This is a genomic window from Chitinophaga terrae (ex Kim and Jung 2007), from assembly GCF_900107795.1.
In the GTDB taxonomy this organism is placed as follows: domain Bacteria; phylum Bacteroidota; class Bacteroidia; order Chitinophagales; family Chitinophagaceae; genus Chitinophaga; species Chitinophaga terrae.
In genome coordinates this window covers 123,834-148,160 of record NZ_FNRL01000014.1, presented here as the reverse complement: position 1 = coordinate 148,160, position 24,327 = coordinate 123,834, and the positions used below count along the sequence as shown (strand labels likewise).

Annotated in this window: 22 protein-coding genes; 7 read left to right on the top strand and 15 right to left on the bottom strand. The window is 46.5% G+C overall.

Annotated features, from left to right (window positions below):
• The first annotated feature begins 10 nt into the window (after window positions 1-10).
• From BLV62_RS16295 to BLV62_RS16285, 4 genes are all read left to right on the top strand, one after another.
• Window positions 11-1,642 (top strand): DUF1800 domain-containing protein, encoded by a 1,632-nt coding sequence (locus BLV62_RS16295; RefSeq protein WP_089763028.1) that lies wholly within the window; start codon window positions 11-13, stop codon window positions 1,640-1,642.
• Window positions 1,643-1,660: 18 nt separating this feature from the next.
• Window positions 1,661-3,241, top strand: coding sequence for a DUF1501 domain-containing protein (locus tag BLV62_RS16290; RefSeq protein WP_089763053.1), 1,581 nt, complete (start codon window positions 1,661-1,663; stop codon window positions 3,239-3,241).
• Window positions 3,242-3,294: 53 nt separating this feature from the next.
• Entirely contained in the window at window positions 3,295-3,624 is a 330-nt protein-coding gene (locus tag BLV62_RS28115; protein ID WP_139170207.1) for a hypothetical protein, read from the top strand.
• 72 nt (window positions 3,625-3,696) lie between these two features.
• A complete protein-coding gene (locus BLV62_RS16285; protein ID WP_211117808.1) occupies window positions 3,697-6,150 on the top strand; it encodes a TonB-dependent receptor in 2,454 nt (817 codons plus the stop codon).
• Here BLV62_RS16285 and BLV62_RS16280 read toward each other — a convergent pair whose 3' ends face one another.
• From BLV62_RS16280 to BLV62_RS16270, 3 genes are all read right to left on the bottom strand, one after another.
• Window positions 6,151-6,552, bottom strand: a complete 402-nt coding sequence (locus tag BLV62_RS16280) for a hypothetical protein (protein WP_139170205.1) — start codon at window positions 6,550-6,552, stop codon at window positions 6,151-6,153. It lies immediately after the preceding gene.
• Between the two features lie 314 nt (window positions 6,553-6,866).
• The gene (locus tag BLV62_RS16275) at window positions 6,867-7,295 is read right to left on the bottom strand and encodes a DUF983 domain-containing protein (protein WP_089763025.1); all 429 of its coding nucleotides are present in this window, start codon (window positions 7,293-7,295) and stop codon (window positions 6,867-6,869) included.
• A gap of 27 nt (window positions 7,296-7,322) precedes the next feature.
• Complete coding sequence (locus BLV62_RS16270) at window positions 7,323-9,101, bottom strand: ABC transporter ATP-binding protein (RefSeq protein ID WP_089763052.1); 1,779 nt, start codon at window positions 9,099-9,101, stop codon at window positions 7,323-7,325.
• A 148-nt stretch (window positions 9,102-9,249) separates the two neighbouring features.
• On the opposite strand from BLV62_RS16270, the gene BLV62_RS16265 reads away from it, so the two are divergent.
• The gene (locus BLV62_RS16265; protein ID WP_089763024.1) at window positions 9,250-11,376 is read left to right on the top strand and encodes an elongation factor G; all 2,127 of its coding nucleotides are present in this window, start codon (window positions 9,250-9,252) and stop codon (window positions 11,374-11,376) included.
• Window positions 11,377-11,609: 233 nt separating this feature from the next.
• Window positions 11,610-12,116, top strand: coding sequence for a hypothetical protein (locus tag BLV62_RS16260; RefSeq protein ID WP_089763023.1), 507 nt, complete (start codon window positions 11,610-11,612; stop codon window positions 12,114-12,116).
• A 21-nt stretch (window positions 12,117-12,137) separates the two neighbouring features.
• Here the strand turns inward: BLV62_RS16260 and BLV62_RS16255 are convergent, their stop codons facing one another.
• The 5 genes from BLV62_RS16255 to ubiE all read right to left on the bottom strand — a co-directional run bounded on the left by BLV62_RS16255 (window position 12,138) and on the right by ubiE (window position 18,089).
• Window positions 12,138-13,676: a YifB family Mg chelatase-like AAA ATPase gene (locus BLV62_RS16255; RefSeq protein WP_089763022.1), complete on the bottom strand. Its 1,539-nt coding sequence runs from the start codon at window positions 13,674-13,676 to the stop codon at window positions 12,138-12,140.
• A gap of 65 nt (window positions 13,677-13,741) precedes the next feature.
• Window positions 13,742-15,070 (bottom strand): MutS-related protein, encoded by a 1,329-nt coding sequence (locus BLV62_RS16250; RefSeq protein ID WP_089763021.1) that lies wholly within the window; start codon window positions 15,068-15,070, stop codon window positions 13,742-13,744.
• A gap of 101 nt (window positions 15,071-15,171) precedes the next feature.
• Window positions 15,172-16,518 carry a dihydroorotase gene (locus BLV62_RS16245; protein ID WP_089763020.1) on the bottom strand — a complete coding sequence of 449 codons (1,347 nt, stop codon included), beginning with the start codon at window positions 16,516-16,518 and terminating at the stop codon, window positions 15,172-15,174.
• 144 nt (window positions 16,519-16,662) lie between these two features.
• On the bottom strand, window positions 16,663-17,358 hold the full coding sequence (gene porT / locus BLV62_RS16240; RefSeq protein WP_225889611.1) for a type IX secretion/gliding motility protein PorT/SprT: 696 nt from the start codon (window positions 17,356-17,358) through the stop codon (window positions 16,663-16,665).
• Window positions 17,343-18,089, bottom strand: a complete 747-nt coding sequence (gene ubiE / locus BLV62_RS16235; protein ID WP_089763018.1) for a bifunctional demethylmenaquinone methyltransferase/2-methoxy-6-polyprenyl-1,4-benzoquinol methylase UbiE — start codon at window positions 18,087-18,089, stop codon at window positions 17,343-17,345. The genes porT and ubiE overlap by 16 nt, the downstream gene beginning before the upstream one ends.
• A 67-nt stretch (window positions 18,090-18,156) precedes the next feature.
• Here ubiE and yihA point away from each other — a divergent pair, with 67 nt between their 5' ends.
• A complete protein-coding gene (yihA, locus tag BLV62_RS16230) occupies window positions 18,157-18,765 on the top strand; it encodes a ribosome biogenesis GTP-binding protein YihA/YsxC (protein WP_089763051.1) in 609 nt (202 codons plus the stop codon).
• 90 nt (window positions 18,766-18,855) lie between these two features.
• Here the strand turns inward: yihA and BLV62_RS16225 are convergent, their stop codons facing one another.
• The 7 genes from BLV62_RS16225 to BLV62_RS16195 form a co-directional block, all read right to left on the bottom strand.
• The gene (locus BLV62_RS16225) at window positions 18,856-19,329 is read right to left on the bottom strand and encodes a ribonuclease H-like YkuK family protein (protein WP_089763017.1); all 474 of its coding nucleotides are present in this window, start codon (window positions 19,327-19,329) and stop codon (window positions 18,856-18,858) included.
• A gap of 304 nt (window positions 19,330-19,633) precedes the next feature.
• Window positions 19,634-20,011, bottom strand: coding sequence for a CoA-binding protein (locus BLV62_RS16220; RefSeq protein WP_089763016.1), 378 nt, complete (start codon window positions 20,009-20,011; stop codon window positions 19,634-19,636).
• 18 nt (window positions 20,012-20,029) lie between these two features.
• Window positions 20,030-20,977 (bottom strand): TIGR01777 family oxidoreductase, encoded by a 948-nt coding sequence (locus tag BLV62_RS16215; RefSeq protein WP_089763015.1) that lies wholly within the window; start codon window positions 20,975-20,977, stop codon window positions 20,030-20,032.
• A gap of 26 nt (window positions 20,978-21,003) precedes the next feature.
• Complete coding sequence (locus BLV62_RS16210; protein WP_089763014.1) at window positions 21,004-21,378, bottom strand: hypothetical protein; 375 nt, start codon at window positions 21,376-21,378, stop codon at window positions 21,004-21,006.
• Window positions 21,379-21,430: 52 nt separating this feature from the next.
• Window positions 21,431-21,853 (bottom strand): hypothetical protein, encoded by a 423-nt coding sequence (locus BLV62_RS16205; RefSeq protein ID WP_089763013.1) that lies wholly within the window; start codon window positions 21,851-21,853, stop codon window positions 21,431-21,433.
• Window positions 21,854-21,906: 53 nt separating this feature from the next.
• Window positions 21,907-22,413: a GbsR/MarR family transcriptional regulator gene (locus BLV62_RS16200; RefSeq protein WP_089763012.1), complete on the bottom strand. Its 507-nt coding sequence runs from the start codon at window positions 22,411-22,413 to the stop codon at window positions 21,907-21,909.
• 262 nt (window positions 22,414-22,675) lie between these two features.
• Window positions 22,676-24,325, bottom strand: coding sequence for a pyruvate dehydrogenase complex dihydrolipoamide acetyltransferase (locus BLV62_RS16195; RefSeq protein WP_089763011.1), 1,650 nt, complete (start codon window positions 24,323-24,325; stop codon window positions 22,676-22,678).
• Window positions 24,326-24,327 lie beyond the last annotated feature (2 nt).

Sequence of the window (24,327 nt, the reverse complement as noted above, 5' to 3'; positions counted from 1 at the left end):
ATATCGATTTATGGATCGCAGACAATTCCTAACCTTATCGCCAAATCGCCAGAAGCGACCTGCTGCTGTTGCCGGCAGAACAAGCTCCGGACTCGCGCCCTTTACCGGCCCCTGGACTGAACTTGAAATCATTCACCTGCTTAAACGTACGCTCTTTGGCGTGTCGCCCGCTACTTTCAATGCCTTCAAAAATATGAGCATGCAACAGGCGCTGGATACCTTGCTCACTCCACAGGCCAACCCCCAACCTCCTGTAAACAACTATGGCATCGATGATACCGGCGTAGCACCAGGCGCTGTATGGGTTACAGCTCCCATGGGCAACGAAATGCTCGAAAGGAAAAGAATTGCATCTTATAAAGCCTGGTGGACAGGGCAAATGATCAACCAACAGCATAGCATACACGAAAAAATGGTGCTCTTCTGGCATAATCATTTTGTGACCGAAACTTCCATGGTAAACGATAGCAGGTTTATCTACCAATATAATCTTACCCTCCGCCAGCATGCCCTGGGCAACTTTAAAGACCTTACCAAAGCAATAACACTCGACCCTGCGATGCTGGTATACCTCAACGGCTACCTGAACTCTAAAGGCGCCGCAGATGAAAACTATGCAAGAGAGCTGCACGAGTTGTTTACAGTAGGTAAAGGACCGGATTCGCATTATACCGAAGACGATGTAAGAGCTACCGCCAGGGTACTGACAGGGTACCGGGTCGACAGAACTACCATCACCAGCAGGTTCGATACCACACAACACGATATAGGGAACAAAGAATTTTCCAGCTTCTACCAGAACAAAGTGATTTCCGGTAAAACTGGTCCCGATGGCATGACAGAACTGGACGACCTGTTGAAGATCATCTTCGCTCAACCTGAAGTGGCTAAATTCATTTGCCGGAAATTATACCGGTTCTTCGTCTACTACGATATCGACGCCGCCACCGAAGAAAACGTGATCACCCCGCTGGCTGATATTTTCAGGAGCAGCGAATATGATATTAAAGTCACGCTCAACGCCTTGTTCAGCAGCGAACACTTCTTTGATCCGCTGAATATGGCCTGCCTTATTAAAAGCCCGGCCGATTTCTGCATAGGCATGTGCAGGGAATACAATATCAAGTTTCCTTCTAACTATACTGACCTCTATAATGGCTGGTCCTTTATCCATGGCAGCGCGGCCGGCATGCTGCAGAACTTCGGCGATCCGCCGCTGGTAGCCGGCTGGGACGCCTACTACCAGGAGCCTGCCTTCCATGAACTATGGATCAATACAGATACGCTTCCAAAAAGAAATAAACTGAGCGACGCGCTGATCAGCAACAACGGCGTAAACGGCCTGCGGATCGATGTGCTGGCCTACGCCAGCAGTCTTCCGAACCCGGCCGACCCTGTTGCGCTGATCCACGATGCCCTGAACCTATTATATCGTGTAGGCGTTTCCGATAACCTGAAAGCTTTCCTGAAGAACACAATATTACTGAGCGGCCAAAGCCCGGATAGCAACTACTACTGGACCCAGGCCTGGAATGCCTATGTAGCCTCACCTAACAATGCAACGCTGAAAGAGAATGTGGAAATCCGGTTGCAGGCGCTGTTCAAGTACATTATGAACTTATCAGAATACCAACTAGCCTGATAGTTGAAAAACCTTTATATGAAAAGAAGAGATTTTCTAAAATATACAGCCCCGGCTGCAGTACTGCCCGCATTCATCAATGGCTTTTCCATTAAGGCGTTTGCAGCTTCCCCTATGCTCAATGCCCTGTCTGCCGCCGCAGATAATGATCACGTGTTGGTAATGATCCAGCTGACAGGAGGTAACGATGGCCTGAACATGGTGATCCCGTTGGACATTTATGGTAAATACCAGGCCGCCAGGACAAATATCGCCATCAAAGAAGATAAAGTACTGCGACTGGAGAGTTATAAAAAATCCGGCCTGCACCCCGCCATGACCGGCATCCAGCAACTATACGGCGAAGGCAAGGTAAGTATTGTGCAAAGCGTAGGCTATCCTACTCCCAATTTCTCGCACTTCCGGGCAACAGATATCTGGCTTACAGGGTCCAATTCCGATGAAGTACTGACAACCGGTTGGGGCGGAAGATACCTCGATAGCCAATATCCCGGCTTTCCCGATGGCTACCCTAATACCGATGCCCCGGATCCGCTGGCTATCCAGATCGGGTCGATCGTTTCGCCTGCTTTCCAGGGCGAAAACGCCAGCATGGGAATTGCCATCACCAGCGCCACAGATTTCTATAACCTGATAGACGGGATAACAGATCCTGTTCCCAATACCAAATGGGGAAAAGAACTGGAATATATTCGCCTGATCGCAAAACAGACGAACAGCTACGAACAATCCATCAAGAAAGCCGCTGCCAAAGTAACTTCCCAGGGCCCGTACCCTGCTAACAATTATCTCGCGGAACAACTGAAGATCGTTGCCCGTTTGGTAGCCGGGGGATTAAAGACCAGGTTGTACATGGTGAGCACCGGAGGTTTCGATACGCATGCCAACCAGACCGAAAGCGGCGATACCAGCAAAGGCGGTCATGCTGCCCTCCTGGGCGGCGTTTCAGACGCTATCAAAGCGTTTATGGACGATCTGAAAGGCTTGCATGTTTCCAGGCGGGTAGTGGGAATGACCTTCTCAGAATTTGGCCGGCGCATCAAATCTAATTTCAGTATGGGCACCGATCACGGGGCAGCCGCTCCAATGATCATTTTTGGCGACTATGTGAACCAGGGCGTGCTGGGTAACAGTCCGGCCATTCCTGATAACACCGCCGTTGCCGACAACATCCCCATGCAATACGACTTCAGGTCTATCTATGCCTCGATCCTGGAACAATGGTTCTGTGTAGACCAGACGACCCTGCAAAAGATCATGGGGCGCGATTATCAGCGCCTGCCCCTTATCAGCGGAGTGGCCTGCGGCACTATTACCGGCATCCCGGAGCTGAACACAGACGGGAAAAAACTGATCACCAACGCACCTAATCCGTTCACTAACTATACCACTATTACCTATATCACCACCGGGGGGAATACCATGATCCAGGTATTCGATACAACCGGCCGGCTGATCAGCGTACCTGTGAATAAAGTCCATACAGCGGGCGCCTATTCCTTTACCTTTGACGGTCAACAACTTCCTTCAGGTATTTACTACGCCCGTTTCCAGAATGGACCTTTTCAACAGGTCAGGCCGATGTTAAAAGTCAATTAATATTTGTATTGCAACGGAGTTGCAAATAGAATGATTTCATTACCTTTGCTGCCGTGTATAGGCAGAAATGGTATAAGATATTATCAATAATCCTACTGGGAGTATTTACACTAAATACCCTCCCACGGGAGTTTATACACGAATTTGCAGGGCATCATGATACGGTCGACTCTTTACAGCATCACCACGGCGCCGTATTGTCGGTTCAGCACCAGCACTGCGACTTTCTCCAGATCGCAATAGAGCCCTATGAGCCCATATCGGTATTCTATTTTGTATTGGCAGAACCAGTAGAATGGATATACCCTGTTTTAAAAGTATCCGGTTCCCGCACCGTTACTGTTGATCATTCCTCCCCCCGGGCGCCTCCTGCCACCGCTTAAAATGCCTTTTTAATTGCAAGCACGAACATCCCGTTGGTGCAGGTTATTCATTATTGAACTTATTTTATTGTTATGCACAATTTGCGTGTATACATGCTCAGTTTATGGAGCATGTTATTATTAGCCATGCCAGCGGCTTTTGCCGCTAACCCGGTTGAAGGAGGTTATGCCAATTCACTGACAGGAAAAGTAACAGACAAAAATTCAAACCAGGGCCTGCCCGGCGCCACTATATATTTGCCGGATCTTAAACTGGGCGCAACCACAGACGCGCAGGGTAACTATATCATCAAAAATGTTCCGAAAGGAAGGTTCCTGGTAGAAGTACACTATATAGGCTATGCCGCTTATACGGAAACAGTTGCCATAAACGGGGCAACAACAAAAGACTTTGTATTATCTGAAACGTTGATAGAAAAGAATGAAATAGTGGTGACAGGCGTCAGCCTCGCTACTTCCATGAAAAAAACGCCAACGCCGGTTAGCATTATCCGCCGCGATTACCTGGATGATAATATCTCTACCAATATCATCGACGCTATCTCCAAAGTGCCAGGCGTTACCCAGCTGTCTACAGGTCCTGCTATCTCCAAACCTTTTATCCGCGGTTTGGGTTACAACAGGGTAGTGGTAGTAGGAGACGGTATCAGGCAGGAAGGCCAGCAATGGGGAGATGAACATGGCATCGAGATCGACGATTATAACGTTAGCCGGATAGAAGTGCTGAAAGGCCCTGCTTCCCTGGTATATGGCTCCGATGCCCTGGCAGGGGTAGTGAACATCGTGCCACCGGCCCCGTTGCCTTTGGGTAAAATAAAAGGGAACGTTGAGGCCAACTACCAGAGTAATAATGGCCTGATGGCTTACCACGCCGACATCGCCGGCAACAATAACGGCATCAGCTGGAGCGCTTTTATAACACAGAAACAGGCGCACGATTACCAGAATAAATATGACGGTTACGTGTTCAATTCCCGCTTCAATAACACCAACTATGGCGCTACCTTGGGGATCAATAAAGAATGGGGTTTCAGCCACCTGAGCTTTACTTCGTTTAACCAGCACCTGGGGCTGGTAGAAGGAGAAAGGGCCAGCGACGGAACGTTTATCAAACCGGTAGTAATAGATGGAGAAGCAGATGAAGCGCCTATCACCAACAAAGATCACCGCGATTACAGCATGGCTGTTCCAAAGCAACAGATCAATCATAACAAAATCGTGTGGGATAATAGCCTGTACCTGAACAATGGCGGCAGGTTGGGGCTTACTTTAGGCTACCAGGTCAATAACCGCCGCGAGTACGGGGATGTACTGGAACCGAATAAACCGGAGCTCTTCCTGAACCTCCATACATTCAACTATGCATTCAAATACTATTTGCCGGAGATGAACGGCTGGCAAACAACCGTGGGCGTAAACGGGATGCAGCAGGACAATAAAAACAAGGGAAGCGAGTTCCTGATTCCTGCCTATTCGTTATTTGACATAGGGGCTTTCGCGGTAACAAGCAAAACCTTTAATAAGCTGACCTTAAGCGGAGGGGTACGGTTCGATAACAGGAGCCTGCATTCAAAAAGCCTGTTCCTGAACGAGGAAGAACAACCGGCGCCGGAAGGATCGGCCAAATTCACCGCTTTTAACCGTAATTTCTCCAACGTTTCCGCCAGTGCAGGACTTAGCTATGAAGCCAGCGACCGCGTTACCCTTAAGTTTAACGTGGCAAGAGGTTTCAGGGCGCCCAACATTGCGGAGCTTTCGGCCAATGGGGTGCACGAAGGAACTATCAAGTATGAATACGGAAACCAGGACCTGAAGCCTGAAGTAAGCACCCAGGCCGATGCCGGCATCGACTTCAATACGCAGCACGTCAGCATTACTGCCAACGTATTCTACAACTATATCAATAATTTCATTTTCTCCCGTAAACTTGTCAACAGCCAGGGCAGCGATTCTATTCCAGCGGTGGACAACGACGAAGGATTTGCCGCATTCAAGTTCCAGCAAACCAACGCGCATCTGTACGGAGGCGAGGTGATGGTCGATATTCATCCGCATCCTATCGACTGGCTGCACTTCGAAAATACTTTTTCTTACGTGAGGGCTACTACTGCCAATGGTACCGATTCTACCAGGTATTTGCCTAATATACCGGCAGGCAGATGGCTTTCCGAATTGAAAGGCAAGTTTAAGACAGTAGGAAAAAGCCCGCTGCGCAACGCTTACATCGGTCTGCAGATGGATCTGAACATGGCCCAGAACAATATTTTCTCGGCTTACCAGACAGAAACCAGCACTAAAGGCTATACATTGCTGAATGCCGGCTTAGGTACTGATTTTGTCAATAAACAGAACAAAACACTGTTTTCTCTACATTTCGCTGTTAATAACATAACGGACGAAGCTTACCAGAATCACTTAAGCAGGCTTAAATATGCGCCTGTTAACGAGGTGACAGGCAGGAGCGGCGTATTCAATATGGGAAGGAATTTCAGTGTAAAACTGGCTATTCCAATTGATTTCAACTAGTTAACGTTGTTTTATTAAGGTTGCCTTATTCTCTTTTATCCTGAATGAATAACGTTGCTGTTGATAATCCACTACTACAATGGTATCCTTGTTCGTTGTAACAAGCGACGGAACAGGGATACCCGTTGTAGGGCTATCGATTGCATGAAGATAATTGATCAGTCGCTTCCCCTGCAGGCTGATGTTGATATTTTGCATAGGAAGTGTATTCACTACCGTTACCCTGATCCCGTTCAGCTCATAAGCCCCGCTATCTTCATTCTCGCTAGTACTCAATACTTTAAAGGATCTTATTTTTTTATTTGTTGCACCATCAGTTGTAGGAATTGATGAAGCGTTTCCTGGTGCAGTTTGTTGACAGGCCAGTGCCAGCAAGGGTATCAGTAAGTACAGTTTATGCACGACAAATATATTTGAATAGGTTAAGTAGGTAAGGAACTCCCGGTAGGTAACTATACGTATAAAGCGTGTTGGTAACTAACCGTTTATTACCATTGGTGTAATTTAATCAATAAAATAATAATAGATTTTGTAGCTTAGCGAACCGTTATGACAAGCACCTGAATGACAGCCTACCAGCGCGTTACGCATGTTTCCCTCAGTATTCAATTGGTTTTTTGCAAGATGATAAAGATTTTCTGACCACCATTGGTTCAGATTTTGGTTGAAAAAGATAGGGGCTGTTTTTACAGCCCCCAAATCTTAACAACTATCTTTTAGTGATCATGTTTATGTTTCTCCAAATGCTTCGTACTCTCATCGTAATACACAAAGAAGTACAGGTAAATAACCCTTGATAAACGCATCAGCCAGGGTTGTATCAATACCAGCAATACCGTGTTAACTCCCAGCCAGATAAAAATGCTATTGTCTCTCCAGCTTATCCCGAAAAATACCGCGTACCAGATCAGGTTAAATACGCTGAAAGCTACTGATAAGGCATAGCTCACATAACCGGTACCGAACCAGAAACCCGTTTCCAATTCATACTTCTGGCCGCATACAGGGCAGTTGTCATACATGTTGAAGATCCTGGAGAGCTTTACATGGAATGGGTTTTGGTCCCTGAACATATCGCCTTTCCTGCATCTCGGGCATTTCATCGTCAACAGGCTGATGAAATAATTAGGTCGTTTTGTACTCATCCGGCAAATTTAGACAATTTGTATTGTTTATACAGCTTCAACCTTACGTTCGCCGATCTGTTGACGCCACATTGCATAGTAGAGGCCTTTTTCATCTACCAGGTCCTGGTGCTTGCCTACCTCAACGATCTGGCCTTTTTCCAGTACATAGATCCTGTCGGCGTGCATAATAGTGCTTAAACGATGCGCGATCATTACCGTAATATGTTGCTTGCTTGCTGTTACCTGTCTTACGGTCGTAGTGATCTCTTCTTCTGTAATAGAATCCAGCGCCGAGGTAGCTTCATCAAATACCAGCAAACGAGGCTTTCTTAACAAGGCCCGGGCAATGGATAAACGTTGTTTTTCTCCACCTGAGATCTTGATGCCGCCTTCTCCGATTACTGTTTCCAATCCTTTGTCTGCCCTTGCCAGCAAAGAATAGCAGGAGGCTTTATCCAACGCTTCCATTATTTCCGCATCTGTGGCTCCCGGGTTAACGAACAGCAGGTTCTCTTTGATCGTTCCTGCGAACAACTGGGTGTCCTGCGTCACAAAACCAACCTGGTGGCGGAGTTCTTCCATATCCACTTCATTGGCGTCGACACCGTTGTAATAGATATGCCCTTCATTGGGCTTATATAACCCTACCAGCAACTTCACCAAAGTTGTTTTGCCGGAGCCGGAAGGCCCCACAAATGCAATGGTTTCACCCACTTTTACATCAAAATTTACTTCGTTCAAAGCCTTGTTGGCAGCAGTTAAATGCTTGAATCCAACATTCCTGAACGTTAATTCATCGATCTGCGAAATTTTGATAGGATTGTCAGGCATTTTCTCTACAGGAGTATTTAAAATGCTCTGGAAGTTTAAAAGCGATACCTGTGCTTCCCTGTAATTCAAAATAATATTTCCCAACTCCTGCAACGGCCCGAAAATGAAGAAGGAGTACAATTGCAGGGTCATTAACTGCCCCAGGGTGGCAATATCCCTGTAGATGTAAAAGAGCAGCAGGAACAGGATGCTCTGGCGCATCAGGTTCACAAAAGTTCCCTGCACAAAGCTGATGCTTCGTATGCTTCTTACTTTCTTCAGTTCCAGCATTAAGATCTTTAAGGTGGTGGAGTTCAATCTTCTTATTTCCTGTTGGGTAAGCCCCAGGCTCTTAACCAGCTCAATGTTCCGCAGCGATTCGGTAGTAGATCCGGCCAATGCAGTGGTTTCCTTTACAATGGTTTTCTGGATCACCTTTATCTTCCGGCTCAGCACACTCATGAGGATGGAAAGAAGTATGCAGCCTACCAGGTATACGAAAGGCAGCGACCAATGCACCATTCCTGCATATACGATCACTACAACCACCCCGATCAACGAAACGAATAATACGTTCACAAAGGAAGTAATGAACTTCTCGCAATCCACTCTTACTTTCTGCAGGATAGCCAGGGTTTCACCGCTTCGTTGGTCTTCGAACTGCTGGTATGGCAGGCGTAAAGAATGCTTCAAACCGTCGGTATATACCTGTGCGCCGAATTTCTGTACGATCACGTTCACAAAATAGTCCTGGAAGGCCTTCGCGATCCTCGACACCATGGCCACGCCAATTGCAGCCAAAACCAGCCAAAGTACGCCGTTTAAATAGGTGTTTTCCGGCCTGAAAATATCCCCCCCCTTTACGGTGGTTTTAGGATGAGAGGCAAACCTGTCAATAATCCACCCGAAGATCATCGGGTCCATCAACGAAAAAAGCTGGTTAATGCTGGCTAATGCCATCGCTAATACAACCAGCCATTTATATTTCTTGAGGTAATGTAGTAGTAGTTTCATAAATCGTTCTGTCGTTTCTGTCTTAAGCTGCAAAGGTACTGCATGTTGCCACATATTTAGGGAAAGGGCCATGCTATTTTGGTCAAAAAACAGTAACTTAATACTAAGTTCTTTCAAAAGGCACATTTTCCCACTTAAATCTCCACATATGAAATCGTATGATGATAAACACATAAAAAACATCGTACTGGTAGGTGCACCCAAAAGCGGCAAAACAACCCTCTCCGAAACAATGTTATTCGAAGCCGGCATCATCAGTAAAAGGGGAACTATAGAAGAAAAAAATACTGTGTCGGATTATCACGAAATAGAACTGGAAAGAGGAAATTCCGTTTATGCCACATTGTTACACACGGAATGGAAAGACTATAAGATCAATATCATAGATACCCCGGGATTGGAAGACTTTATCGGCGAAGTAATAGCCGCCATCCGCGTGGCCGATACGGCCGTAGTGCTGCTGAACGCCCAATATGGAGTGGAAGTAAGCACTGAAATATTATGGGAGTATATAGATAGATACCGGAAGCCGACTATCCTGGCCGTTAACCAGCTGGATACTGAATTGGCTTCTTTTACCAAAGCCGTTGAAGATGCCAGGCGGGCCTTCGGCAACAACGTAACCCTGATGCAGTATCCCGTTAACCAGGGCCCGGGGTTTAACGCGATCATCGACCTGCTTAAAATGACGATGTATCGCTTCCCTAAAGACGGCGGGAAACCCGAAAAATTGCCCATCCCTGAAGAGGAAAGAGAGAAAGCGGAGCAATTACACAATGAATTGGTGGAGAAAGCCGCGGAAAATGATGATACCCTGATGGAACTGTATTTCGAAAAAGGCAGCCTGGATGAAGATGAACTAAGAGAAGGAATTCAGAAAGGAATGCTGCAGCACCAGGTATTCCCGGTATTCTGTTTGTCGGCCAGGAACAATATGGGAAGTGGAAGATTGATGGGATTTATAGACAATGTTGCCCCTGCCGCTATAGACGTTCCTGCCGAACACACTGCCGACGGAAAGGAGGTAGCCATAGATCCGGCAGGCCCCACAGGAATATTTGTATTTAAAACCCTCGTAGAACCTCATATAGGCCGGCTTTCTTTTTTTAAAGTGATAGCAGGGGAAGTAAAAGCAGGAATGGAACTGACAAATTTTGCCAATAATACCACAGAAAGAATAAGCCAGTTATTTATTGCCGACGGCAAAAACCGTAATACCGCAGATCGCCTGCGGGCCGGCGATATCGGCTGTACGCTTAAGCTGAAGAACACCCGAACCAACGATACCCTGGGCGATAAACATTTCCCCGGCCCAATTGCGGCGCTGGAATTCCCTTCTCCCAAAGTCAGGGTAGCAGTGGAGCCGCAAAATAAAGGCGACGATGAAAAACTAAGTGAAGTACTCGCAGAAATCCACCTGGAAGACCCTACGCTGCTGGTAGAGTTTAACCGTGAACTGAAACAGGTGATCCTGCATGGGCAGGGAGAACTGCACCTGCTTGTAACGAAATGGAGACTGGAGAACATCTACAAAATGCCGGTGGTGTTCCTTCCCGCCAGGATACCTTACAGGGAAACCATCCAGAAGCCTGCACAGGCTTCTTACAGGCATAAAAAGCAATCAGGGGGCGCAGGCCAGTTCGGGGAAGTATACCTGGCAATAGAACCCTGGTACGATGGCATGCCGCCCTATAAAGACCACCCGGTGCGGGATTCAGAAGAAATTACTTTGAGTTGGGGAGGAAAACTGGTCTTCAATAATTGCATCGTTGGCGGGGCAATCGATAGCCGTTTCTTACCCGCCATACTGAAAGGGGTAATGGAGAAAATGCAGGAAGGACCACTAACCGGTTCCTATGTACGGGATATAAGGGTAAGTGTTTATGACGGCAAGATGCACCCCGTCGACAGCAACGAAATATCGTTCAAAATAGCCGGTATGATGGCATTCAGGGATGCATTTCACCAGGCGGCGCCCCAGCTCCTGGAACCCGTGTACGACCTTGAAGCTACCGCTCCTGATACCATGATGGGAGATATTATGAGCGAGCTGCAAAGCCACCGCAGCATCATCACCGGTATGGACGCCGCCAACGGCAACCAGGTGATCAAAGCCCGGATACCACAGGCCGAAATTGACAAGCTGTTTGCCGCCCTGAGAAACGTGACCCAGGGCAAAGCCAAGATAAAGGCCGAATTTGCAGATTATGCCCCCGTACCCGCCGACCTGCAAAAAAAGCTAAGCGAAAACTATAAAGAAACGGTAGCTGTTTAGCTTCTTTATTGAGTCTGGTAGCTTGATATGCGCCCTGTCTGAAAAATTATCAAGCTTAAACTAATATCGGTAGAAAAACCCGAGTTAGTTGTTCTATTAAATGTCCTGGCAGCATCAAATGAAACAGGGATTCACCCGGGGAGAAGTAGCACATCTCCTAAAATGGCGGCAAGCCGATTGGATCGGGGCAAGGACTTTTTTTAAAGAACAACTACTATAAACGGCGCATTTTCATGACATTCTTAAAAATTAATCAGGTATTCGTACTGCTATCTTTAATATTTATCTTAAGTAGTTGTCAAACTGACCATAAATTTCGGAAAGGCTTTACAGTCGAGATATCTCATACTTCATTTCTGGAACAAAAAACCGGCTGGACTAAGGTATACAGTTTTGAACCCTTCATGGTAACTTATCAACCCGATAAGAAGTTGATGATTTTTGGCCGGGGAACAGTGCCGGATTCATTGCATATGTTCCCGCTTTCAAAGGCAGAACAGGAAAAAACGATCATGAAATATGGTGATTTCCATTTCCTGGGGGCATTCGAAGATCATAATCTGCCAGCGGAAATGTCGCATCTCTTTTATGTAAATCCATCAACGCTGGATATTTTACAGGTGGATAGGATCACTTCAAATGCCAAAGGAGACGAGAAGTTCAATGGGGCAATAATGTACATGAGAGATTCGATTAATCTTTTGAGTAACGACAGGCTTTTTTCTAAAGAAAAAAAATAGAATAAGTATCCCGCCAGCTGTTTAGCGCTTCCATATTTCCCTGTCCAGGCTCCTGTACCTGATGGCTTCCGACATATGCCTGGGAAGTACTGTGGCGCTGTTATCCAGGTCGGCGATGGTGCGGCTAACCTTCAGTATCCTGTCGTAAGCCCTGGCAGAAAGCTGCAGCTTTTCCATAGCCTGGCTAAGCAACGTAATACCAGCCGGTTCAATCTCGCACAATGCATGTATCAACTGGGCCGGCAGTTGTGCATTGCAGTGAATTTCTTCATACGCCGCATACCTCGTTGCCTGTAGGTTCCTGGCCGCTTCCACCCGTTCCCTGATTACAGCGCTGCTTTCGGAAGCCTGCGGATGCGTTAACGCCGCAAAAGTAACAGGAGTAACTTCTACATGCAGATCGATACGATCCAGTAGCGGCCCCGAAATTTTATTGATGTATTTCTGCACCTGCCCGGGCAGGCAGCTGCAGGAACGCGAAGGGTGATTGAAATACCCGCAGGGACAAGGGTTCATCGAAGCCAGCAGCATAAAACCCGCAGGAAATTCTATAGTGGTACGCGCCCTGGAAATGGTCACCCTTCTTTCTTCCAGCGGTTGCCTCAATACTTCCAATGCTTTTCGTTTGAATTCCGGCAACTCGTCCAGGAACAACACCCCGTTATGAGCCAGCGAAATTTCGCCGGGCTGCGGAATGCCTCCGCCTCCAACCAGGGCGGTATCGCTGATGGAATGGTGCGGATGCCTGAACGGGCGTTGAGAGATCAGCGCGGCATCGTTGATCAGCTTTCCCGCCACAGAATGGATCTTCGTTGTTTCCAGCGCTTCCTGCAAACTGAGCGGAGGCAGTATGGTTGGCAAACGCTTTGCCAGCATGGTTTTGCCGGCTCCGGGAGGCCCTATCAGTATAGCGTTGTGGCCTCCCGCTGCTGCAATCTCCAGGGCTCTCTTGATCTGCAGCTGCCCTTTTACATCCCGGAAATCTACCTGTGGAGTAAAGGTATCTTCAATGCTGTTTAACCTGTCGGGCACAAAAGGAGAGATCCTTTTACCGTGTTTGAAATGTTCTATCGCCACTTGTAAACTGCTGACGCCAAGAATGGGTATCTCCTTTACCAGCGATGCTTCCGGCGCATTGTGTACAGGCAGCATGAACGCATCCAATGATTCTTTAGCCGCCTGCACAGCCATTGAAAGCGCTCCTTTAAGCGGGAGCACACTGCCATCCAGCGATAATTCTCCCATTATCATGCAACGGGTTAATTCGGTATGCGGAATATATTTGGCCGCAGCCAGCATGCAGATAGCAATGGGCAGGTCATAAGCCGCCCCGGCTTTTCGTATATCCGCCGGCGCCATATTCACTACTGTGCGTGTCCTGGGCATTTGCAATCCAAGGTGCTGGATAGCAGATTCTATCCTCCTTTCACTCTCTTTAACAGCATTATCGGGCAAGCCTACTATAAACAGCTTATTGCCCCTGGAGGAAACGTTCACTTCAATTGTAATGGTTAAGGCGTTAACGCCGTGAATGGCGCTGCCAAAGGTTTTTACGATCATATAGCTGGGTTAACAATAAAAAAAGAAGCCGAATTTAATGAATTTAAACCCGGCTTCCGTTTTTGCTATTTAATTTCTTTTAAAAGATCCAATACCTTTTCTCTTTTCAGAATAAGATACCCGATCTTTTCTTTAGCTATACCATCTTTCAGTTGATAAGTAAAATGAAGATCGTCGCTCACCACTGTGGATTCAAAATACTTAAACTGTATGCGTCCTTCATCACTCAGGTCTTCTGCAATTTCATACAGGTGAGTAGAGAGGATAAACAAACAGTTGGAACTGTTCAGCAGCCCGCGGATTACGGCCAGCGAACAGTTGCGGGCATCTTCAATATTAGTGCCCTTGAACATTTCATCTATCAGCACCAGCCAGTTTTTACCATTATTGATCTGGATGATGGTGTTCTTAATACGTAAAACTTCGCTGTAGAAATAACTTTCTCCTTTAAAGATATTATCCTGTACCTGGATGTTGCTGAATATACCATGGAAGAAACTCAGCTGCATTTTTTGCGCAGGTACTCCCATCCCGATGTGAGCAAGAAAAGTGGCCACACCAACAGCTTTGATGAACGTGGTTTTCCCGGCCATATTCGCGCCGGTCAGGAACATGAAGTGGCTGTTATCGTCCAGCATTACATCATAAGCAACCGGGTTGGAAAGGATGATATGATAGAGTTGTGAAGCATTGATCACGGGCCTGTCGCTGTCTATGAAGGTTGGAAAAACCAGGTTATATTTTTTCATAGCCAGCGCCATGGAATGATAAGCGTCCAGTTGTTCGTAGATGGTCACCAGCTCCGCTACCACTTTGCTGTGATGCTTGCGCACGTGGTTGTCAAAACGTAATATCTCAACGAAGTTCAGCTTGTTCGCTTCATCGGCTACCAGGATGTCATAGAAATCTTTCCTTGACAGCAACTGCTGTGCCCTGTCCAGCAACGTTTTCAAAACCTTTGGCGTTTCATCTGTATTATACGCATTAATAAAAGCCCTGAAACCTTTCAACAGGTTGATGAGTTGTGCAAAAGAGAATTTAATGAATCCGAAGTCGGGCGCATACAGGGTTTTATTGATCAATGCCTGTATATACAGCCCAAGGCCGTCGGCATTGGAAATAGGCTCTATCTGTGCATCCAGGTAGTTTTCAACTACTACAACGGTGCCGTTGGAAATATTGGCCGGCCAGTTATCTTCTTTCGAAATCAGGAATTGCAATGCAGCCTGCCGGTTGGAGATATCAGTGGTGTTCTGAAGCGGGTTGCTGAAGAGCTGACGTAAATACTCGCGTCCTCCTGCCGTAGTTGTGAAATCCAGCCGGTGAAAGAGCGAATACTCTTCGTCTCTGTTGAAAATAGAGAGATCGTAATAGGAGGTTTTGTCCAATTGCATGCTGCTTCGTTTTTAGGAGTGTATACGTTGGTAGATGCAAGGATAAAAAATTTCCATATCAGATGCAGGATTTTTATTACAAAAATCCTGCATCTGTAAGATTACCTGTTGAAAGTCAGCCGCTGACCCTGAACGCTTTCATTGAAAGTGCCGTTCTCGTAGGCCAGGTGCCCGCTAACAAAAGTATGGGTAACCGCAGCAGGGAAGGTATGGCCTTCAAATGGGCTCCAGCCGCATTTATAGTAGATGTTTTGTTTCTCTACCGTGCTGTTGCCTGCCAGGTCTACAATCACGCAGTCTGCGAAATATCCTTCTCTTAAGAAACCTCTTTCCCTGATCTGGAAACAGATAGCAGGAGCATGCGACATTTTGTTCACCAGTTGCTCCAGCGTCAGTTTGCCTTTCTTTACATATTCGAGCATCAGCAACAGGCTATGTTGCACCAATGGTACACCGGATGGCGCTTGTACATATGCTTGTTGTTTTTCTTCCCAGGTATGCGGGGCGTGGTCGGTAGCAATGATATCTAACCTGTCGTCTAATAATCCCTGCCAGAGGGCATCCCTGTTATCGGCCGATTTGATCGCCGGGTTGCATTTGATCAGGTTGCCGTAGCGGGCGTAGTCATCGGCGGTGAAATGCAGGTGATGTACGCAAACCTCGTTCGTGATCCGTTTTTCGGCCAGCGGCAACATGTTGCTGAAGAGTTGCAGCTCCCTGCCGGTGCTGATATGCAGGATATGCAGGCGGGCGTTATGTTTCTGCGCGAACTGGATAGCTACTAAAGAGGATTCAAAGCAGGCTTCCACGTTCCTGATCAACGGGTGATCTGCAGCTGTCAGGTTTTCGGCGCCTTTCTCTTTGGTAAAGGTTTCCATGTTCTGGCGGATGATCTTTTCATCTTCACAGTGGGTAGCGATCAGCAGCTCGGTATTGCCAAAGATCTTTTCCAGGGTGAGGTAGTTATCTACCAGCATATTGCCGGTAGATGAGCCCATGAATATTTTGATGCCACAGACAATATCTTTCTTTGCGTTTGTTTTCAGTACTTCTTCTGCATTGTCGTTGGCCACGCCCATGAAAAAGGAATAGTTAGCCAGCGAATGCTGTTTTGCAATGTTGTATTTATCTTCCAGTAATTCCTGGGTAAGCGCCGCAGGTTTGGTATTAGGCATTTCCATAAAAGTGGTGGTACCGCCGGCTACTGCTGCCCGTGCTTCCGTGTAAATGGTCGCTTTCTGGGTTAAGCCCGGTTCGCGGAAATGTACCTGGTCGTCTATCACCCCTGGCAGCAGGTGTTTGCCTTCGCCATTGATCTCAGTATAATTTCCTGTTACGGTAATGTTGGGAGCCATTTTCTCGATACGGCCGTCTTTGATCCAAACATCCTGGACTGTGGTTGTGCCTTCATTTACCACAGCAATATTTCTGATAAGATAGTTTTGCATGGTGCAAAGGTATGACGATAGGAGACAACTAGCTAGCATTGTCGCTATTTGTTGGCGACCGGAGCTGTCATAAAACACGAAATCCAGCCATGGTGCGCTGCCTGGAGCAGGAGCATGTCCGGATCTGTTGATGAATTGACGGTATTATCCTTCCAGGTGAATGGAGAAGACGATCATCCTTGATTGCAGTTTATCCACGACATTGGAGTACCTGAGGTTGGGATCTTTCACGTGCACATTACCAAAACCGTTGCTGATCTTGAATTCAGGGCTGAAAATGAAGCTTTCGAAATAGAATTCGAAGCCTGCACCCAGTTCATAACCGTAGTCGCCTTTGCGGATCTTTACGAGGTCGTCGGCCCGGCGAAGCCTGGCGTTGGACGAAAGATCGTAATCGTATTTCAGGCCGCCTATCGTATATACGCGCATGTTACCGATACGGTCCGATTTGAATTTGATTTGTACAGGGAAAGAAAGGAGGATAGATTCTATCTTCTTTTCAGTATCCTGGGGTTTGGGATAGGTATCCCGGTAGTAAAGGTTTTTGGAGGCGAAAACCAGTTGCGGGTTAAATCGCAGGTCGAAATGCTCCGTTAAACGGGCGTTAGCCAGTAACCCGAGGTTGAAGCCCATGGTTTTCATTGGTTCGGCTATCATGATAGAGTCGGTTGCCAGGAAGGCCGGCGAGTGCTCCAGTTTGAAATACGACTGGTTTGCGGCCAGTGTGATACCGAAATAATAGGGTTTTGCATCATGATCCAGCATATTCAGGTTGGTTTGCTGGGCATTTGCCTTAGGGGCTGCCAGCAACAGGAGAATACCTATTAACGCGTTGCGCAATAGATGGAACAGATACCGAATGTTAGCGTTTTGCATGTAACGGCTTGGAAACCAACGTTTTTTAAAATAGATTTCATCGTTTCGCCCTGTGGGAACGCTTTCACAGATTCTGGCAGGTAGCTATAGGCTTCCTGGCTTTTAGCTATCCATTTTCCGAACAGGGGAGTGATATAACGAAAATACAAATTATATAATTGTTTAATAGGAAAAACTGTCGGATTGGAAAATTCCAGTATCACCAATTTGCCTCCGGGTTTTAATACCCGGTTCATTTCTGACAATCCTTTTTCCAGGTTTTCAAAGTTTCGAACCCCGAATGCTACGGTTATGGCATCAAACGTTTTGTCGGGAAAACTTATTGTTTCGCTATCTCCTGCCTGCAGGGTAATTTTATCGCTCAACCCCAGTTTGGCTACTTTCTCACGGCCATGGGCCAGCATTCCTTCTGAAATATCAATACCTATGATCTTTTCAGGATGCAGGCGTTTTTCGGCCATAATTGCAAAATCGCCGGTGCCAGTTGCAACGTCCAGCATCATTTTAGGTTGCAGTTCGCGCAGGTAGTTTAACGCCTTCTTTCGCCAGATAATATCGATGCCCATCGACATAAAATGGTTGAGAAAGTCGTATCGATAAGCAATATTATCGAACATGGTCGCTATCTGCTCCTTCTTGCTTAATTTTGATCCTTCAAAAGGAACAATCTTCTGAACATTTTGCATTTCTGACATAGTGCGCAAAGTTAAGGCAAATGTCGGCATGCTGTATCAGTTTTTAATACAACAAAGCGGTTTCATTATGGTTATCAAAACAGCAACATATCTTATCAGCAGTCCGGATTATACAAAGTGTCCGAAACCTGTGTTCCCTGAGTACGCATTCATCGGACGTTCCAATGTTGGCAAATCTTCCCTGATCAATTTGTTAACCAATAACGAGAAATTGGCCAAAACTTCCGGGACTCCGGGAAAAACGCAACTGATCAACCATTTTGAGATCAATAACAGCTGGTACCTGGTGGACCTGCCCGGTTACGGCTTTGCAAAAAGAAGCATGTCGCAGCGCAAGCAATGGGAAAAAATGATTGAAGATTACCTGCGCAAGCGGGAAAACCTGGTAAATGTATTTGTACTGATCGATAGCCGTCATAATCCCCAGAAAATAGACATCGATTTTGTTAACCAGTTGGGAGAATGGGAAATCCCTTTCAGCCTTGTTTTTACGAAGGCAGATAAAAGCACGCAGGCAGAGGTAAGCCGCAATATCAAAGCGTTCCTGAACAAGATGAAGGAAACCTGGCAGTTCCTGCCTCCGCATTTTGTTACCTCTACAGTAAAGAAGTCGGGCAGAGATGCGATACTGGATTACATTGAAGAGTTGAATATACAGTTCAGGGCTATTGCGTAGGGCTGGAATAGGGGAGAGAAAGCCTTACAACGTGTTTTCACGTTGTTCAGAGGTCATTTGAAAGAGGTACACAAACAATCAGCGCTTCCGCTAATTCACTACTTTATTGGCGCAGCTGCTGCTGGCAAAAGCTTCGGGTTTTGCTTTGAAGGCAAAGCCCATTCCCAGGATGTAGCCCATGGCTTCATGAAGGGCAAGGTTGCTTTTGAACTGGGGGTTAGTATTGATATCGGCATGCACTTCCATGTCCACATCATATTCAGTGAACAGGTCGCAAAGTTCATACGCGATCTCAATACTTTTCGCTACTTCTACCAACATCCTTTCCTTAATCGTGTAACGGTCCTTGGATTTTTCGTTGTGGATAAACATAAATCCTCCATGACCTTCTCTCAGGAAAACAATAACGGTAGCAAATTCTGTATCGGCGCCTTTGACCTGGGAATCTGTCCCGATACAAACTTTCAGACGGAATCCTTTTGCCGCTTCACGGATGATAGCCTGTCGTACTTCTTCCTTGATCGGAAGATGAATGGCTTCTCCATTGAATCTTCTCCATTGCATAAAACATATAATTAAAGGGTGAACATGCGAACCGGGTTTTAAACTAAATACCTGTCTATTGAAGAAATTCCAAGCTTTACGGGTTAACAACTATATCTACGAATATACGAATAGTTTCACGCAAAGGAGCAAAGGAGGCTAAGAGCGCAAAGGATTTTTAAAGAAAATTAAGAGGCAAAGGAGTAGAATTATGTTATATAACACAACATAATTTCTATTCCTTTGCCTCTTAAAATCCGCTTCGGTCCAAAAAATCCTTTGCGCTCTTGGCCTTCTTTGCGCCTTCGCGTGAAACTTGTGACACCTAGAATTGGTTGGTGCTCAGCATTACGAGCGTACAGGCTTCTATGGGTTGGATATTGTGTTCCTTCGCTATGGCTTCCAGTTCCGGGTTTTCGGCGCCCGGATTGAAGATGATTCTTTTAGGCTGGAGTTGCAGAATGTAATCATAGTACTCTTTCTGCGCTACCGGATTCAGGTACATGGTAACGGTATCTACCTCCTCCAATGCCGGGTGTTCGGTGATGATAGGCGTGTCGCCTATCGCGGCGGCCCGTTTACCTATAGCCACAACCGGATGGCCTTTGGCCTGCAGCCGGTTGACAGCCATATTGCTGTACCGCTCGGGGTTTGGAGACGCACCCAAAACTACTGTCAGTTTTTTATCGCTGGTCTTTTCCATACATCTAAATTACTAAATTCAGAACAGGTGGTAAGCGCTCCGGGGCACATGGGCAAGTATGTGATCAATCGCTTTACTGAGCTCCGGGTACCGGAAGGTATACCCTTCTTTCAACGCCCTGGTTGGCAGTACCCACCTGCTTTTCAACAGCAGTTCAGATTCCGTGCCAATGATGGCTGCACCTATTTCCAGCATGAATGCCGGGGCGGGAAGACCAAACAGATATCCCGTCGCCTGCCGTAAGGTTCTCATGAAATCCTTGTTCAGCACGGGATTGGGAGAGGTACAGTTAAATACGCCGCTTAAATGTTCATTCTCGTATAGCCAGGTTATCATTCCTGCCACATCGGCAATATGCACCCAGGTGTAGCGTTGCTTCCCGTTGCCCTGGTATCCTCCCAACCCAAATTTCAACAGGTTCATATAGGGATACATTACGCCGCCTTTCTCCCAGCCCAGTACTATTCCCATTCTCAATATCGCTTTTCGTGTGTGCGGCAACGTAATATCGTTAAATGTTTGCTCCCATTTTTTGCAAACCTGTACAGAAAAATCGTTCATCATTTCTCCGGTGAATTCATCCATCGGCCTGTCTTCCGCATGCCTGTAAATGGTAGCGCTGGCGGCGTTCACCCACAGTTTTGGCGGTTGTTTTAAGCCGGCTATCACTTCTCCCAGCAGCCTGGTAGTTACAGTTCTGCTGTCAAATATTTCCTGTTTATTCTTCCCGGTATACCTACAGTTTACGCTCTTGCCAGCCAGGTTGATAAGTATATCGGCTTGCTCCAGCGCTTCGCACCAGGGCCCTTTATGTACGCCATCCCAATGTAAATAACGTACCCGGTCTGCAGACGGCATTTCCTGCCGGCTGATAACTATGATATCGTTGTTGTGCTGCCAGAGATCGATCAGGCTGCGGCCAATGAAGCCGCTGCCTCCGGTGATTACTATGCGTTTGTTTTTCATTTTGAAGATCTTTTATAGCGGTTAAATCAGCAACATAATGTCAGGAGATCTGACAGGATAACAACAAGGTGAAAGGCCAGCACAAGAGGGAAAACAACTAACAGGATAAAGCGGAAAGTGGCCTCAAAAGGAGTAAAACTCCTGGCAAGGAAACAACTGCCGGCAAGCAAAAGGATAGTCCCTGTTAGCTCCCAGTATATCTTTTCCAGGAAGTTCACAGGAACGTTCAACTGGCATTTCACCAGGAAGGCGCCTGCCAATTGGTAAAATAACAAGCCGGTAAGCAAGCCAGGCAAAGGTTTGTGATTAAGACACCGTTCAACGATCACAGCAAACCACACCAATTCTATACTGTAAACAACCGGCGGAAGGAGTTTTAAGCAGAAAGATGTTGTTTTCATGTTTCAGAACTTTTAGTAAAAATTGAAAGTAGTTTGCAAAAAAAATATCTCGCTATGTGGCATCATTGGTCTGAGCTGTATGCCGGGTCGATTTTCCGCCTTTCTGTTTACTGATAACAATTTTTAAGTCCAGCAACGTTGCAAACAGGTGAAGGATCAAAAGTATAGGGATAGCCAGGATTATGGCCAGGTATGGTACGACAAAGAAAGGCGGCACCGCTAACCCGATAAGCGCACAAACGGCGCTTACAGCGAATATGCCCAATGCTAAATACCTGTATATTAATTCTAAAAAATTAGCATGAACTGTCAGCAGTCTTTTCAGGAAAAATGAGCTGAACAACTGGTATATGAACAGAACGAAATAAACCGGCGAATAAGGCTGCTGGTGAAACAGCGTATAAGTATAGATCGCAGCCAGTACGATTTCTATACTGTAAACAGCCATCAGGAGATATTTTTTGAGCGGTATCATGTTTTTATATTTCAGAATTTTCAGTAAAAATTGAAATATCGGAGCAAAAAAATTTACTTGATTAGCTTGATCAGGCTGCTATAGAACCAGCTTTCTTCTGATTTGATGAACGCGCTGATTGTTTTGTCTGTTTGTGCAGCAAACTTGGTGATATTGGAGATCGAATCTTTAAACGCCTTCATTTCCTTGTCTTTCGGGTCTCCCTCTGCCTGTTGCAATTGCTGTAAGACCTTCATGATCGGGTCCAGTTCCCGTTTCTTCCTCTCCCTGGCGATATAGGTAGCTACTTTCCAGATATCTTTTTCTGCTACGAAGAATTCCTTCCTTTCGCCCGGGATCAGGATACGCTCTACAAGTCCCCAGTTGATCAGCTCCCGTACGTTCATATTGGTATTTCCCCTGGAAATATTCAATTCCTCCATGATATCGTCTGCACTCAGCGGATCGGGCATTATGAGCAGGAGCGCATGGATCTGGGCCATAGTGCGGTTAATACCCCATTGAGCGCCCAGTGATCCCCAGGTTTGAATGAATTGTGCCTTTGCTTCTGCTAAGTTCATTGTAGGTTGTAATTTATAGCTAAAACAATGTTTATAATGTCAAATGTATGCCAAGTTTTTGAACTTTCAAAAGTTTATGAAAGAAATTTTCACAGGGAGTTTCACGCAAAGAAGCAAAGAAGCAAAGTTCGCAAAGGAATTTTTTTAAGGAAAATAAGGAAGCTAAGGAGCGGAGATTATGTTATATAACAAAACACAGTCTCTGCTCCTTAGCTTCCTTAAAAAAATTCCTTTGCGAACTTTGCTTCTTTGCGTGAAAAAACTACACCAGCATGGTAACCGGGTTTTCCAGGTAGCCTTTCAGGGTAGCCAGGAAACGGGCGCCTACAGCGCCGTCAACGGTCCTGTGGTCGCAGCTCATAGTCAATTTCATGATGTTAGCCACTTTGATCTGGCCTTTTTCCACAACAGCTGTTTCTTTAATACCGCCTACAGCGAGGATAGCTGAATCAGGAGGATTAATGATAGCGGTGAATTCATCGATACCCAGCATACCTAAGTTAGATACGGTGAAGGTGTTACCGGTGAAGTCCTGTGGTTGCAATTTCTTGTTCTTGGCTTTATCGTACAGCACTTTTGCCTCACTTGCGATCTGGCTCAGTGTTTTCTGATCTGCAAAACGAATTACCGGAACGATCAGGCCATCTTCGATAGCTACTGCAGAACCGATATGTACGTGATGGTTTTGACGGATAAAGTCGCCCATCCAGCTGCTGTTAACATCCGGATGCTGACGCAATGCCAAAGCGCAGGCTTTGATCACCATATCATTGAAGGAAATCTTAACAGGAGAGATCTCGTTGATAGATTTTCTGGCTTCGATTGCCTTATCCATGTTCACATCTATCTTCAGGTAGAAGTGAGGTGCAGTGAATTTGCTTTCGCTGAGGCGCTTCGCGATCACTTTACGCATCTGGGACAGCGGTGCATCGGTGTATCCTTCCTGTCCGGCCGGTACAAATGCAGGAGCAGATGGCGTAGCGGCAGTAGCAGCAGGAGCGCTGGTTTTGGCAGCAGGAACAAAGTTATCCACATCTGCTTTCACCACGCGGCCGCCATCGCCTGAACCAGGGATCTGGCTGATATCTATACCTTTTTCAGCAGCCAGTTTCTTAGCTAATGGAGAGGCTTTCACCCTGCCATCGCCGGATGCGCTGGCAGCGGGAGCAGCGGTAGGGGTAGCAGTAGTTGCAGGCGCACTTGCAGGAGCAGCAGCGGCGGGAGCTTCAGGAGCGGCAGCCTTTGCAGGAGCAGCGCCTTCGCCAGCCAGTATTGCATCTACATTGGTGCCTGGCTTGCCTACTATCGCAATGATATCATTTACTTTAGCAGCACTACCTTCTTTAACGCCAACATATAATAATGTACCGTCAGCATACCCGATCACCTCCATGGTAGCCTTGTCGGTTTCCACTTCAGCCAATACGTCGTCGCTTTTTACGGTATCGCCTACTTTTTTATTCCAGGCTACTATTTTACCTTCTGTCATGGTGTCGCTCAACAGCGGCATTCTGATAACAGTAGCATTTTTCAGTGCTTCTTTTAAGGCAGCATCATCAGCCGGTGCAGCTGCAGGAGCAGGAGCGGCTTTTGGTGCCGGAGCAGCGTCTGCCTGCGCAGGAGCAGCGGCAGGTGCATCTTTTTTACCTTCAAGCAGAGAAGTATAGTCTTCTCCCGGCTTTCCTACAATGGCAATGATATCATTCACTTTAGCCGCTTTCCCTTTCTCAACACCCAGGTATAATAAAGTACCTTCTACGTACCCCATTACTTCCATGGTTGCTTTATCCGTTTCTACTTCAGCTATAACATCGTCTGCCTTTACTGTATCGCCCACCTTTTTATGCCATTCCGCAATCACCCCTTCCGTCATTGTATCACTTAAAAGGGGCATTCTGATAACTTCTGCCATAA